Origin of the sequence: Streptomyces sp. NPDC087428, from assembly GCF_044744085.1 — a bacterium.
Classification (GTDB): Bacteria; Actinomycetota; Actinomycetes; order Streptomycetales; family Streptomycetaceae; genus Streptomyces.
In genome coordinates this window covers 89,667-103,703 of sequence record NZ_JBIUXR010000018.1, presented here as the reverse complement: position 1 = coordinate 103,703, position 14,037 = coordinate 89,667, and the positions used below count along the sequence as shown (strand labels likewise).

The 14,037-nt window shown below is 71.4% G+C and carries 13 protein-coding genes; 10 read left to right on the top strand and 3 right to left on the bottom strand.

The genetic code is table 11. The features are described from left to right. The first annotated feature begins 77 nt into the window (after window positions 1–77). The 5 genes from ACIO3R_RS32735 (at window position 78) to ACIO3R_RS32715 (ending at window position 6,262) form a co-directional block, all read left to right on the top strand. Window positions 78–1,454, top strand: coding sequence for a ParB/Srx family N-terminal domain-containing protein (locus tag ACIO3R_RS32735; RefSeq protein ID WP_402110680.1), 1,377 nt, complete (start codon window positions 78–80; stop codon window positions 1,452–1,454). A 215-nt stretch (window positions 1,455–1,669) separates the two neighbouring features. Further along, entirely contained in the window at window positions 1,670–2,941 is a 1,272-nt protein-coding gene (locus ACIO3R_RS32730) for an aspartate kinase (RefSeq protein ID WP_385352215.1), read from the top strand. Beyond that, window positions 2,938–4,002 carry an aspartate-semialdehyde dehydrogenase gene (locus tag ACIO3R_RS32725; protein ID WP_402110679.1) on the top strand — a complete coding sequence of 355 codons (1,065 nt, stop codon included), beginning with the start codon at window positions 2,938–2,940 and terminating at the stop codon, window positions 4,000–4,002. The genes ACIO3R_RS32730 and ACIO3R_RS32725 overlap by 4 nt, the downstream gene beginning before the upstream one ends. Before the next feature lie 374 nt (window positions 4,003–4,376). Beyond that, window positions 4,377–4,952, top strand: a complete 576-nt coding sequence (locus tag ACIO3R_RS32720) for a SigE family RNA polymerase sigma factor (protein WP_207319729.1) — start codon at window positions 4,377–4,379, stop codon at window positions 4,950–4,952. Between the two features lie 98 nt (window positions 4,953–5,050). Next, window positions 5,051–6,262, top strand: a complete 1,212-nt coding sequence (locus ACIO3R_RS32715; RefSeq protein ID WP_402110678.1) for a hypothetical protein — start codon at window positions 5,051–5,053, stop codon at window positions 6,260–6,262. Between the two features lie 100 nt (window positions 6,263–6,362). Here ACIO3R_RS32715 and ACIO3R_RS32710 read toward each other — a convergent pair whose 3' ends face one another. Further along, window positions 6,363–7,361, bottom strand: a complete 999-nt coding sequence (locus ACIO3R_RS32710) for an SURF1 family protein (protein ID WP_402110676.1) — start codon at window positions 7,359–7,361, stop codon at window positions 6,363–6,365. 72 nt (window positions 7,362–7,433) lie between these two features. Continuing rightward, the gene (locus ACIO3R_RS32705; protein ID WP_402110675.1) at window positions 7,434–9,296 is read right to left on the bottom strand and encodes a S9 family peptidase; all 1,863 of its coding nucleotides are present in this window, start codon (window positions 9,294–9,296) and stop codon (window positions 7,434–7,436) included. A 71-nt stretch (window positions 9,297–9,367) separates the two neighbouring features. On the opposite strand from ACIO3R_RS32705, the gene ACIO3R_RS32700 reads away from it, so the two are divergent. Together ACIO3R_RS32700 and ACIO3R_RS32695 are read left to right on the top strand one after the other, a co-directional pair. Then, on the top strand, window positions 9,368–10,225 hold the full coding sequence (locus tag ACIO3R_RS32700; RefSeq protein WP_402110674.1) for a class I SAM-dependent methyltransferase: 858 nt from the start codon (window positions 9,368–9,370) through the stop codon (window positions 10,223–10,225). A 64-nt stretch (window positions 10,226–10,289) separates the two neighbouring features. After that, entirely contained in the window at window positions 10,290–10,679 is a 390-nt protein-coding gene (locus ACIO3R_RS32695; protein ID WP_402110672.1) for a nuclear transport factor 2 family protein, read from the top strand. A 117-nt stretch (window positions 10,680–10,796) separates the two neighbouring features. On the opposite strand, the gene ACIO3R_RS32690 is transcribed toward ACIO3R_RS32695, so the two are convergent. Beyond that, window positions 10,797–11,603, bottom strand: coding sequence for an SGNH/GDSL hydrolase family protein (locus tag ACIO3R_RS32690; RefSeq protein ID WP_385031527.1), 807 nt, complete (start codon window positions 11,601–11,603; stop codon window positions 10,797–10,799). A 424-nt stretch (window positions 11,604–12,027) separates the two neighbouring features. On the opposite strand from ACIO3R_RS32690, the gene ACIO3R_RS32685 reads away from it, so the two are divergent. The 3 genes from ACIO3R_RS32685 to ACIO3R_RS32675 all read left to right on the top strand — a co-directional run bounded on the left by ACIO3R_RS32685 (window position 12,028) and on the right by ACIO3R_RS32675 (window position 13,990). Then, window positions 12,028–12,813, top strand: coding sequence for a DeoR/GlpR family DNA-binding transcription regulator (locus tag ACIO3R_RS32685; protein ID WP_385352204.1), 786 nt, complete (start codon window positions 12,028–12,030; stop codon window positions 12,811–12,813). Window positions 12,814–12,923: 110 nt separating this feature from the next. After that, a complete protein-coding gene (locus ACIO3R_RS32680) occupies window positions 12,924–13,301 on the top strand; it encodes a DUF4406 domain-containing protein (RefSeq protein WP_402110671.1) in 378 nt (125 codons plus the stop codon). Beyond that, on the top strand, window positions 13,298–13,990 hold the full coding sequence (locus tag ACIO3R_RS32675; RefSeq protein WP_402110669.1) for an NUDIX domain-containing protein: 693 nt from the start codon (window positions 13,298–13,300) through the stop codon (window positions 13,988–13,990). Before ACIO3R_RS32680 ends, ACIO3R_RS32675 begins: the two co-directional genes overlap by 4 nt. Window positions 13,991–14,037: the final 47 nt, after the last annotated feature.

The window sequence follows — 14,037 nt, the reverse complement described above, 5'->3', positions numbered from 1 at the left end:
GGGATGAATAGATGTGCGCGATCCTCGGCGCACCCCACGCAGCGCCCCGCCCCGCCCCGCAGACACGTGGAGACCGTATGACCGGCTCAGTCCGTACCCAGCCTCAGCCCCTCGCCCCTCGCCTGCGCCGTCTGGGGGCGGGGCTCGCCGCGGGTGCGGTGGTGCTGGGCGGGGTGCTCGCGGGTGGTGGTCCGGCCACGGCGGCGGGCGGCGTGGCCGGCTCCACGGCCGGGAGCCCCCGGGCCGGGGAACTGCTCGATGTCACCCTGGACCAACTGCGTCCCACCCAGCCCACCGTGGGCTTCGACCAGATCTACTACAAGCTGGGCCGCTACACCGGTACCAAGGACGAGGCGAACGGCGACCTCAACAAGCGGTTCGACGACTGGTGCGAGACCAACGGCCAGGAGAAGGCCGCGAGCGTGCGGCCCGGCGCCAAGCTCTCCGACGCGTCGAGCTTCACCTGCACCGTCCCCCTCGGCCAGGAGACGGCAGAGACCCGCGCCGCGATGAAGACGGTCGTCGTCGGGCCCGGCGGTGTCCTGTACCTCACCGACGGGCACCACTCCCTGACGTCGTTCCTGGAGGCGCCCGACGGCGGCCCGGGGACGCACATCAGGCTGCGCGTCGTGGACAACCTGAGCGGGCTCTCCACCGCCGCGTTCTGGAAGACCATGCAGGAGAAGAAGTGGGTCTGGCTGCGTGACGAGAACAACCGGCCCATCACCACGGACCAGCTCCCCCAGCGCCTCGGGCTCGCCTACTTCCACGACGACCGCTATCGCAGCCTCGTCTACTTCACCCGTGACATCGGCTACCAGGCGCCCGCCGGCGCCGCGGAGTTCCTGGAGTTCCAGTGGGGCACCTGGCTGCGTGAGCGCGTCGACCTCGGCGCGTACGACCTGACCGCCCCCGCCCCGTACCTCTCCGCGATCCGCACCGCCTCGGAGGTGATGTCGGCGACGCCCGGCGACACCGTCATCGCCGACGGCCGCACCGCCGACGAGCTCGGCCGGATGGCGGAGTGGAACAACGGCAAGAAGCCGACCGGCGGCGAGTTCGGGAAGCTCAGCGCCCCGATCTCCGACGCGAAGCCCGGCAAGCTCGCGTACGCCCTCGACTACCGGGCCGGTGTCCCCGCCGCCCCCGCCTGCACGAAGACGGTCACCGGCAAGCACACCGGGCCGCTGGTCATATCCTCCGGCGTCACCTGCCTGGACGGTACGAAGCTGACCGGCCCCGTCGTGGTCGGCGCGGGCGCGAGCCTGGTGGCGAGGGGCGCCGAGATCACCGGGCCCGTCCAGGCGGTCGGCGCGCGTACGGTTCAGATCTGCGGCACGTCGCTGACGGGCCCGCTCTCCGTGGTCGGCACGGAGGAGCGGCTGACCCTGTCGGGCCCCGGCTGCACCCCGAACGCCCTGAAGGGCCCCGTCCAGCTGGTCGGCAACCCGTAGCCCACATGCCGTACATCCCGGTGCCGGGCGTGTGGGCTGGGACACATAAGGGAGTGCCCGGACGATCGGCGGGCAGCAGCCTCGTACGAGCAGTTCGGAACGGCGCGCCGGTGATCACGTGGTGAGCGGGACATCTCAGCATGTGATATCGGCGAGGCGTTTCCGGACTGCTCGTTAAACTGAGCCGACAGCAATGGATTGAGCGAGGAGCGCACGTGGGCCTTGTCGTGCAGAAGTACGGGGGTTCCTCCGTAGCCGATGCCGAGGGCATCAAGCGCGTCGCCAAGCGAGTCGTCGATGCCAAGAAGAACGGCAACCAGGTGGTTGTCGTGGTGTCGGCGATGGGCGACACGACGGACGAGCTGATAGATCTCGCGGAGCAGGTGTCACCGATGCCCGCCGGGCGCGAGTTCGACATGCTGCTGACCGCCGGAGAGCGGATCTCCATGGCGCTGCTGGCCATGGCGATCAAGAACCTGGGCCACGAGGCCCAGTCGTTCACCGGTAGCCAGGCCGGTGTCATCACCGACTCGGTCCACAACAAAGCGCGGATCATCGATGTCACGCCGGGCCGCATCCGGACCTCGATCGACGAGGGCAACATCGCCATCGTCGCCGGGTTCCAGGGGGTGAGCCAGGAGGGCAAGAACATCACCACCCTGGGTCGCGGCGGGTCCGACACCACCGCGGTGGCCCTCGCCGCCGCGCTGGACGCCGAGGTCTGTGAGATCTATACCGATGTGGACGGTGTCTTCACCGCCGACCCGCGGGTCGTCAAGAAGGCCCGGAAGATCGACTGGATCTCCTTCGAGGACATGCTGGAGCTGGCGGCGTCCGGCTCCAAGGTGCTGCTGCACCGGTGCGTGGAATACGCACGCCGCTACAACATTCCGATCCACGTACGCTCGTCCTTCTCAGGACTGCGCGGAACCTGGGTCAGCAACGAGCCGCTAGGGGACCAGCAGGTGGAGCACGCGATCATCTCCGGAGTCGCCCATGACGTCTCCGAGGCCAAGGTCACCGTCGTCGGTGTGCCCGACAAGCCGGGCGAGGCCGCCGCGATCTTCCGTACGATCGCCAACGCCGAGGTCAACATCGACATGGTGGTGCAGAACGTCTCCGCCGCGTCGACCGGTCTGACCGACATCTCGTTCACGCTCCCGAAGTCCGAGGGCCGCAAGGCCATCGACGCCCTGGAGCGCAGCCGCGGTGCCATCGGCTTCGACTCGCTGCGCTACGACGACCAGATCGCCAAGATCTCCCTGGTCGGCGCCGGTATGAAGACCAACCCGGGCGTCACCGCGGGCTTCTTCGAGGCACTGTCCGACGCGGGCGTGAACATCGAGCTGATCTCGACCTCCGAGATCCGCATCTCAGTGGTCACCCGTGCCGACGACGTCATCGAGGCCGTGCGCGCCGTGCACTCCGCCTTCGGCCTCGACAGCGACTCCGACGAGGCAGTCGTGTACGGGGGCACCGGACGATGACCGCACGCCGCCCTTCGCTCGCGGTCGTCGGCGCGACCGGGGCGATCGGCGGCGTCATGCTCCAGATCCTTTCGGAACACGCGGATGTCTGGGGCGAGGTGAAGCTGATCGCCTCGCCGCGTTCGGCCGGCGGCAAGCTGGTCGTGCGCGGTGAGGAGACCGAGGTCCTCGAACTCTCCGAGGACATCTTCGACGACGTGGACGTCGCGCTGTTCCTGGCGCCCGACGAGGTGGCCGCACGCTGGGCGCCGCTCGCCGCGTCCCGCGGCGCGGTCGTCATCGACGACTCCGCCGCCTTCCGGATGGACGGCGACGTTCCGCTCGTCGTCCCCGAGATCAACCCCCACTCCGCCCGGATCAGACCGCGCGGCATCGTCGCGAGCCCGAACTCCACGACGCTGGCACTGATCGTCGCGGTCGGTGCGCTGCACGCCGAATTCGGCCTGCGGGAACTCGTCGTGTCCTCGTACCAGGCCGTCAGCGGGGTCGGGCGCGACGGCGTCGCCGCACTGCGCGAACAGCTGACGATGGTGGCCGGCACCGAACTGGGCATGAAGCCGGGCGACGTACGCCGGGTCGTGGGGGACGCCGACGGCGGCCCGTTCGCCGCACCCGTCGCCCTCAACGTCGTGCCGTGGGCCGGTACGGACGCCGGGGACGGCTGGTCGTCCGAAGAGCTGGCGATCCGCGACGAGTGCCGCAAGATCCTCGATCTGCCGAGCCTGCGGGTGGCGGCGACCTGCGTGTACGTCCCCGTGATCGCCACCCACTCGTTGTCCGTGCACGCCCGCTTCGAGAACGAGGTCACGGTCGACCGGGCGCACGAGATCCTGGCGACCGCACCCGGCGTGGTGCTGTACGACAGCCCCGGGGCGGGCGACTTCCCGACCCCCTCCGACGTGGTGGGCACCGATCCGACCTGGGTCGGCCGGGTCCGCCGGTCGATGGACGAGCCGAGAGCGCTGGAACTCTTCGTCTGCGGCGACAACCTCCGCAAGGGCGCCGCGCTGAACGTGGCGCAGATCGCCGAATCGGTGGCGGCCGAATTCCCCGCGTCCTGAATTTCCAGGTCCTGATCGAACCTGTTTTGTACGCTCTGTGAATGCCCTGTGAGCAACTTGCTGGTCTGAACCTCTTGAGCTGGGGTGTCGCGGTGTCCGACGATGACCTTTCGGCCCGCTGCAACCGCCGGTCGGGCGGCGCGCGTCTAAGCCGTCACTTCTTGCGCGGCGAGGCGCACATTCGGGGTATTTGGGGAAGAGCGGTTACGTATGAAGGCATATCGCAGGGTGTCAAACGCGGTGCCGTATGCGTACAACCCTGACGGGGGGAAACGTGTCCAACTGGCGTGGCAGAGGTACTCGATATCACAGTGGTGGGCCCCTTGCGCGGCGCTTCGGTGCGACCGCTCAGACGGCCCCGCGCGCCCGGCGGTATGCCGGTGATCGCGCCCATGCCCGCTACACGCCCGACAGGGCTGCCGTCACAGCGCGAGGGCGCTGACGACAGCGTGGCAGCCGGAACTACAGTTGACCATCTCACCGAAACCTATCGCGCCCACTACCGTTCGCTGCTCGGCCTCGCGGCCCTGCTGCTGGACGACACGGCGTCCTGTGAGGACGTCGTGCAAGAGGCGTTCATACGCGTGCACTCGGCGCGCAACCGGGTACGGGAGCCCGAGAAGACGCTGGCGTACCTGCGCCAGACCGTCGTCAACCTCTCCCGCTCCGCGCTGCGTCGCCGCATCCTCGGGCTGAAGCTGCTCTCCAAGCCCATGCCGGACATGGCGAGCGCGGAGGAGGGCGCGTACGACCAACTGGAGCGGGACGCCCTGATCAAGGCGATGCGGGGGCTGCAACGGCGCCAGCGGGAGGTACTCGTGCTGCGCTACTTCGCCGACATGACCGAGGCACAGGTCGCCACGACCCTCGGGATATCCCTGGGCTCGGTGAAGGCGTACGGCTCCCGCGGAATCGCGGCGCTGCGCGTGGTGATGGAGGCGCAGGCATGAGCCGGCGCGACGGCCACGAGCACGGGCGCGAAGGCGAGAGCGGACACCGGCACGGGCCCTCATTCGGACATCGGATTGACCGGACTGGAAACGGAATTGTGAATCACGGGCCGGACAGCACCCCGGGCACGGACCGCGATACGGAACCGGGTACGGAGCCCGGCGGAGCCGGTCGGCCGATCGACCTCTTCGGCAGTGGCAGTGGCAGTGGCAGCGGCAATGGCAGCGGCAGCGGCTTCGGATCGGGGTTCGGATCAGGGTTCGGCTCCCGCGACGACGGTGCGGATGCCGACGAGGACGCGCTGCGTCGGATGATGCGCGGCGCCGTACAGGGCCTTGAACCCCGTGACGGCAGCCTCGACCACCTCTACCGCGCGGTGCCTGCCCGGCGGGCCCGGCGGCGGCAGGCGCTCGTCGGCGCGGCGGCGGCGGCCCTGCTCATCGGCACCGCGATCCCCGCCTTCGTCCATGTGGCGAACTCCGAGGGATCGAACACCGCCAGCCCGGCGATCGCCGGTCACGGCGAGCAGGCGCAGGGCGGCAGCGGCGAGCAGCCCGGTCCGGGCTCCGGCGGCGCGAACGGCGGCGGTGGGAGCGAAGGGCGGGACGACGCCGGCGACGGTGTCCCCGACACGTCGGCCAGCCCGTCCGCCAGCAGCGGCCAGGGCGTGGCGGGCACGGTGGCCGGCGGTTCGGCCGACCCCCGGGCCAGCGCGGCGGCCGGTATGCCGACCTGCTCGCCCGACCAGCTCGGGGTCGCCTCCGCCAGCACGGGCGCGGCCGGTGCCGACGGCACGGTGTACGGAACGTTCCGGATCGCCAATGTCTCCGGCAAGGACTGCTCGGTGAGCAGCGGCGGCACGGTGGGCTTCCAGGCGATGGGCGCGGCGGACCCGGCCAAGATCGTGGTCGTCCGGCACACCCAGGGGGACGCGGCGTCCGGACTGCCCGATCCCGCCCAGGAGGAGGCGACGATGCTCCTCAAGCCGGAGATGGCGTACGAGGTGCAGTTCGCCTGGGTCCCCGGGGACACCTGCCCGACCACCGGCAGCTCACCTTCCCCGAGCCCTACGGAGGGCGCGGCCGGCAGCGCCGGGGGCTTGTCCGGGTCCAGCTCGGGCAGCGGGACCGGGGACACCGAATCGGGTACGGAGACGCAGTTCGGCAGCGAGGACGGCCCGGTGACGGTGCAGGGCAGCGTCTCCGTGAAGCACACCCCGGAACCGGGGGCGCCGGTCGCCGAGACGAAGATCGCCAACGCCTGTGCGGGCACGATCTACCGGACGGGCGCGCTGGAGCCGTCGTCGTAAGAGCGGCGCGGGTGGCGGGAGCGGGGCGGGCCGTGCGTGCGGGCCTTGCCCCGGGCCTGAGCAGGCCCGGTTGTGACGTGCTGCCGCAGGTGCCCGGCGTTCAGCGGCCCGTGGCGGTGGCGGTGGTCGTAGCGGTGGTCGTGTCGGAGCCGGAGCCGGAGCCGGAGCCGGTGTCGGTGTCGGTGTTGGTGTCGTCCGAGCTTGCGTCCGCGTCCGGGGCCGCGTCCTTGTCGGGGGTCGCGTCCGGGGTCGGGGCCGTGTCCGCGACGAGGCCCAGTCGCAGGTCCCGGACGGCCTCGGCCTCGCGCCGGACCAGCCGGAACCACATGAAGAGCACGAACGCCGCGAAGACGAACCACTCGCACAGGTAGCCCAGATTCTGGAAGGCCTTCAGATCGAGCCCGGTGCCCTGCGCGGCGGTAGCCGGTACGGGGCGCAGGACAGCGGCGCCCTTGGCGTCACCGGCACCGGAGGCCGCACCCGCACCCGTGCCCGTGCCCGCGCCCGTGTCGCCGGGGCCGGCGTCGGCGTCCGTCTTCTGGAGCGTCACCCACGCGTCGTACACGTCGTACGGCACGAGGTTGACGAGCGACGCGGCGCTGATCATGCCGACCTGGCCGTCCGGAAGCCCGCCCGTCGCGTCGACCCCCGCGGTGCCAGAGCTCTCCGAGGCCTGGAGGTCGCCGATCACGGTGACGTCGCCGGTCGGCGCGGCCGGCACCGAGGTGTGTCCGGCCTTACCGGGCAGCCAGCCCCGCACCACGGGCAGCGCCTTGCCGCTGTCGGTGCGCAGCATGCCCACGACGTAGAAGCCGGTCCGGTCGTCCAGCTTCCGGCCGGGCACCAGGAACTGGTCGGCGTACCGGCCGGTCGCGGTGGCGGGACGGCCGGAGGTGACCGTGTCGACGGGCAGCAGCTCGTCGAGCGGCTTGGCGACCCTCGTGCCCGGAGCGGGCTGCTTGTCGGCGGCCTCGTGCGTCTGCACGCGGTCCTCGAAGCGGCCGAGCTGCCACGTACCCATGAACACGCAGAACGGGATGGCCAGCACGACGAAGAGGTTGATCCCCCACCATCGCGGGGTCAGCAGGAACCGGTACACCCCTCCACGGTACGGTCCCCGCTCCGGCGGTCCGGAGCGGGGGCACCCGTGGCGGGGCCCTTTATCCGGCCCCTACGTGGTCTGATCCGTCCTGGCCGGGCCCGGCGTTCCCAAGTGGCGGGCGGCGAAGTCGAGCTCCAGGCGTACCTGCTTGATCCGCTCCTCCACGACGAGCGAGCCATGACCCGCGTCGTAGCGGTAGACCTCGTGCACCGCTTCGCGGTCCTTCAGCCGGTCCACGTAGTTCTCCACCTGGCGGATCGGGCAGCGCGGGTCGTTGACGCCCGCCGAGATGTAGACCGGGGCCCGCACGGCGTCGACGTACGTCAGGGGCGACGAGGCCTCGAAGCGCTCGGGCACCTCCTCCGGCGTGCCGCCCAGCAGGGTGCGGTCCATCGCCTTCAGGGCCTCCATCTCGTCGTGGTACGCCGTGACGTAGTCCGCGACCGGGACGGCGGCCAGGCCCACGGCCCAGTCGCCGGGCTGCGTACCGAGGCCGAGCAGGGTCAGATAGCCGCCCCATGAACCGCCGGCCAGGACCAGCCTCGCCGGGTCCGCGAGGCCGGACTTGACCGCCCACTCCCGCACCGCCGCGATGTCCTCCAGCTCGATCAGGCCGATCCGGTGCTTGAGCGCGTCCGTCCAGGCCCGCCCGTAGCCGGTCGAGCCGCGGTAGTTGACCCGGACGACCGCGTAGCCGTGGTCCACCCAGGCGGCGGGCCCGCCCGCGAAGGCGTCGCTGTCGTGCCAGGTCGGGCCGCCGTGGATCTCGAAGACGGTCGGGAACGGCCCCTCGGCCGGGGCGGCGGGACGCTGGACGAGCGCGTGGACCCGGCCCCCGGGCCCCTCCACCCACACGTCCTCGACCGGCACGGACCGCGGAGCCTTCGCACCCGGCGGATCGAGCACCACCGCACCGGTCGTGGACCGGACGACGGGCGGCTCCGCGGCCGACGACCAGAGGTACTCCACCGTGCCGTCCGGGCGGGCGGTGGCCCCGGAGACCGAACCGGTGGGCGTCTCCACCCGCACCAGGGTGCCGTCGCCCGCCACCGGCTCGTACCGCCACAGCTCGCTGCGGGCCTCGAAGCCGTGCTCGATCAGCAGCGCGGAGCCGTCCGGATACCACTCGGCGCCCACATCGCCCGGCAGCTCGATGGCGAGGTCCGTCTCGGTGCCCGCGACCGGGTCCCAGATCATCGGCTCCCAGCGGCCGCGCCGCTGATGGCCGACCAGCAGCCGGGTGTCGCCCGCCACCGGGGCGAAGCCGAGAACGGCGAGGCCCAGCTCCTTCGTGCCCCCCTCGGTGTCGTCCAGCTCGGCGACCGCGGTGCCGTCCGGCCGCACCACGCGCAGCGCGGAGTGCATCGCGTCACCGTGCTCGGTGTGCTCCAGCGCGATCAGCGTCCCGTCGTGCGACAGGTCGCCCACCCCGGCCGACTCACGGTGGCGGTAGATCTCGACGGGCGCCTCCCCGGGCCGTACGACGTGGACCGTCGTCCCGTCCTCGTCCGTCGAACGGCCCACCACCGCGGTGCCGTCCCGGCCGATCGCGAGCCCGGCCGGGTAAGAAGGCTCCAGGCCGGGCGTAGCCGGCTCGTCGCCCGCGGCCCCTGCATCGCCCTCGCCGCCGGGGAACGGCCGGCGCATCCACACCCCGAACTCGTCGCCGTCGGTGTCGTCGAACCACCAGATGGCCTCGCCGTCCGGCGTCAGCGCGCCGTCCGTCGTCCCGTTCGGCCGGTCGGTCACCTGGCGCTGCTCACCGGTGGCCCGGTCCCAGGAGTACAGCTCGTACGTCCCCGTCGCGTTGGAGACGAACAGGGCGCGGTCCGGCGCGTCCTCCGCCCAGTCGGGCAGGGACACCCGGGGAGCCCGGAAACGCTGCTCCCACTCCGGAACGGAATCGGTCGTCGAACCAGTGGTCTCAGTCATGCCCCCCATTCTGCGCCGGGCCGCCGACAATCCGTTCGCTCCGTCCGCAGCCTGTGGATAACCTCGCGGACATGCATGCACCGATACCCGCCGACTGGCGCGAAGCCAACCGCGCGATGTGGGATGAACGTGTGCCCATCCATACCGGCAGTGACTTCTACGACCTGGACGCCTTCCGCGCGGGCAAGGACTCCCTGCGCGCCTTCGAGCTGGCGGAGGTCGGGGACGTGACGGGCCGGTCGCTGCTCCACCTCCAGTGCCACATCGGGCTCGACACCCTCTCCTGGGCCCGGCACGGCGCCGCCCAGGTCGTCGGCCTCGACTTCTCCGAGCCGGCCGTCGAGACCGCCCGTTCGCTCGCCCGGGACCTCGGCCTGCCCCCGGACCGGGCGGCGTTCGTCGCCGCCGACGTCCACGACGCGGCGGAGGCCGTCCCGGACTCCTCGTACGACATCGTCTACACCGGCGTCGGCGCGCTGAACTGGCTGCCCGACATCGACCGCTGGGCCGAGACGGCGGCCTCGCTCGTCGCGCCCGGGGGCTTCCTGTACCTGGCGGAGTTCCACCCGCTCACCGACTGCCTCGACGACGCGACCGGCTCGCGGATCGTCCACGACTACTTCAGCCGCGACGCCTGGGTGGACGAGACGCCGGGCACGTACGCGGACTTCGACGCGCCGACCGTCCACAACCGCAGCGTCGAATGGCAGCACCCGGTGGGCAGTGTGGTCTCGGCCCTGGCCGCGGCCGGGCTGCGGATCGAGTTCCTGCACGAGCACGACGCCTCGCTCTTCGCGCGCTTTCCCGCGCTGGAGCGTCAGGCGGACGGCTGCTACCGCTTCCCGGCGGAGCGGCCGCGCATCCCGCTGATGTACTCGATCAAGGCGACCCGGCCGGAACGGCTTCCCCGGGGCAGCGGCGGGCGGTGAGCGGTGAGCGGGCCGATGGTCCGAGGTCAGGGCGATTGTCAGTGGTGGGGTTCAGACTCGGGGCATGACCACGACTGCTGATCTGCGCGCCACGGTCGAGACCTACTGGACCGCTGCCGACCTCCGCGACTGGGACACCTTCGCGGCGACACTCGCCGACGAGGTGCTGTACGACCTGCCGCAGACCCGCGAGCGCGTTCGCGGCAAGGAGCGGTACGTCAGCTTCAACCGGGAGTACCCGGGGGCGTGGCGGGTGCGGGTCGAGCGGATAGTGCCCGACCGCGACGGACAGCAGGTCGCGGTCCGGACGCGGTTCACGGTCGGCGCGCAGGAGCTGCCCGCCATCCACTTCTTCTCGTTCGACGCGGAGGGGCGGATCAGCGAGATCACCGACTTCTGGCCCGAGCCGTACGAGCCCCCGGCGGGCCGGGAGCATCTCGTCGAGCGGTACTGAGCACAGCGGCGGAGCGAGGAGGGGCGCCGGGGGAGTGGCGGGGAGCACGGCAGCGGCGCGGCAGGGCCTCGGAGCCGGGGCTCCTGAGCCGTTGCCGCGCCGCTGCTTCCCGTGGTCCTACGCGGCTGAGCTGAAGGCGGGCAGGTAGCCGCCCGACTGTCCCTCGGCCTTGGGGTGATACGAGTTCTCGATGGGGATCGAGACGCTGTGGAGCCACGGGTCGCCGGAGCACAGCTCGTGCCCGGTGAACTCGTCCGCGACGCCGGAGAAGGTGAATCCGGCGTTGGCGGCTTGCTTGGCGATGACACCGTTCAACACGTCGGACGCGTTGTTGATGGCCGTGCGCTCCGCCTCCGTGAGTCCGGCGATGCAGCTTCCGCCGATCTGGTAGAAGCGCGGGTAGCCGAGCACCACGACATGTGCCTGCGGGGCCTTGGAGTGGATGGACCCGTAGAGCGAACTCAGACCGGCCGGCAGTGAACTGTTCATCTGCGAGACGGCGGAGCCCACGCTGGCGAGGCAGGCCGCCTCGCCGGACAGCACACAGTCCTGCATGACCCCGGCGAACCCGACGTCATTGCCGCCCGCTGTCACGCTGACCAGCGAGGTGGACGAGCTCAGCGGGCCGAGCTGGCTGCTCGCCACCGAGCTTGACGTGGCGCCCGAACAGGCGACGAAGTCGAACGAGGAAGGCGAGTTCGCCGCCGCCCAGAGGTAGGCGTAGGCGTGGGTGCTGCGCCGGCAGTCACCGCTGTCGGAGAGGTAGTCTCCCGCGCCGACACCGGACGAGTACGAGTCGCCCAGGGCGACGTACCCGCCGGCGGCGGCAGAAGAGGATGCCGAGGCCGGCTGGGCCATGCCCAGAGCAGCCGCGGCGGCGAGGAGCAGAGTGGATGCGGACGCCCAGAATCTCCGTACTGACATAGCTGTCAGCCCTCCGAAGTGTGGGGGGTGGGTGGGGGGTTGATTGAGCGTCACCTGTTCTAGCAGCATCCGGTACCAGTCGGTAATAGCCAGGCGGGAACCTGTCGTAATTGCCCGAATGATCGTTCGTCACCCGTAGCTCCGCGCGTAGATAATCCTCGAACTCCACCCGAAACAAGGGGTTTACGGCTGCTCGGCCGTCACTTCGCAGGTGCTCGCACGGGGGTCAGGTGCATGCTCATCAGCGGAGGCGGCGAGTATCGGCCAGAGCTCTGTCCGCGCCGCGCCGCGCCGTGCCGCTCGGCTCCGTGCTGCCCCGCTCGGCCCGAGGCCACCGCCGCCCCGAGCCGGTCCTTGGCCGCGCCCGATCGAGAACTCGCACACCCTGATGTTCGAACAAACATGGCTGTGTTAGAAATGGGCCATGGGTATCGCTCATCGTCTGGACCTGACTCTGCGGCTGGTGCAGGGCTCCGACCGGGTTTCCGTGTCGGAGCTCTCCCATCGCCTGGGGGTCTCCGAAATGACCGTGCGCAGGGACCTCGACGCACTTGAGCGCCAGGGGCTGGTGCGCCGGGTGCACGGAGGTGCCGTCGCCACGCGGTCCCGCGAGGAAGGGGCGGGGTTCTCGGCGCGCGAGCCGTGGCAGGCCGCGACCAAGGACCGGCTCGGGGCGGCGGTGGCCGCGATGGTGGAGCCGGGTTCCAGGGTGCTGCTGGACGCGGGCACCACCACCGTGCACGTCGCGGAGCACCTCGCGGAACGGGCCCCGCTCACGGTGGCGGTCCTCAGCCTCCAGGCCGCGGTGAGCCTGGCGGACCGGCCCGGGATCGACCTGTTGGTCGTGGGCGGCCGGTCCCGTCCCGGTGAGCGGTCCCTCGTCGGCCCGCTGGCCCTGCGCACGCTGGAGGCGCTGGCCTTCGACTGCTTCGTGCTGTCCATCGGCGGTGTGCACGCCGAGTACGGGTGGTCGGAGTTCTCGCTGGACGACGCGGCGGTCAAGCAGGCCGCGCTCGCGGGAGCCACACGCACCATCGCGGTGGCGGACGCGACCAAGCTCGGGGTGCGCGCGTTCAGCCGGGTCGCCCCGCTGGGCGCGGTCGACGACTTCGTCACCGACGCCGCGGCCGAGGACCCGGCCACCCACCCCAACGGCCCCCAGACCCTCACGGCCCTGCGCGACGAGGGCGTCCGCACCACCCTGGCCTGACCCGGCCGAGCCCGGTTCCCACCCGGTCAGGACCGAAGCCGGACTGCGGACACGACCCCGAGCTCCGCCCCCGGCCCCGAACTCAGACCCCACTGCGAGGAGCACCTGTCATGACCGCCGTCCCGCGCCCCCTGATGATCCTTGTCGCCGGCCCCTACCGTGCGGGGACCGGGGACGACCCCGCCAAGCTCGACGCCCATGTGCGCGCGATGAACCTGACCGCACTGGCGCTCTTCCGCGCCGGCCACCTGCCGCTCACCGGCGAGGCCCTGGCCCTTCCGCTGGTGGAGGCCGCGGGGAGTACGGGGCCCGGCGACCCGGTCTTCCAGGAGATCTTCCACCCCGTCGCCGAACGCCTGCTGGCGCGCTGCGATGCCGTACTGCGCATCGGAGGCCCCTCCGAGGGCGCGGACCGGATGGTGACGACGGCCCAGGGCCTTGGCCTGGACGTCTACACCGGCATCGACGACATCCCGGCCGCGCGGTGACCGCCGGCCTGGACACCCCGGACCGGCGCGGGCGCACGGGCCTGGACCGGCACGGCCGGGACCTGACCGGGAACCCGCGGGTGCGCGTCAGGGACGTGGACGTACTCTCCTGCGACTGGTACGTCCTGCGCAGGACGACCTTCGACTACCAGCACAGCGACGGGCACTGGAGCCGGGAGCAGCGCGAGACGTACGACCGGGGCGACGGCGCCACGGTCCTGCTCCACAACGCCGAGCGCCGCACCGTGCTGCTGACCCGCCAGTTCCGGCTGCCCGCGTACGTGAACGGGCACCCCGACGGGATGCTGATCGAGGCAGCCGCCGGGCTGCTGGACGGTGACGCCCCGGAGGAGGCCATCCGCAGGGAGGCGGCCGAGGAGACCGGGCACGTCATCGGAGCCCCCGAGCCGGTGTTCACCGTCTACATGAGCCCGGGGTCGGTCACCGAGCGCCTGCACTTCTACGCCGCTCCCTACGATCCCGTGACGACGGTGACCACGGTGGCCGACGGGTACGGGGTCGCGGAGGAGGGCGAGGACATCGCGACCGTGGAACTGCCCTTCGACGAGGCGCTCGCGATGATCCGCAGCGGGGACATCGCCGATGCCAAGACCATCATGCTGCTCCAGTGGGCAGCCCTGGACGGACCGTTCCGGCACCCCGGTCCGCCCTCTGCGCCCGTCCCGTAGGCGGATCGAGCCCGCGGCACCACCGTCCGCGTATCAGGGTTGTCCGT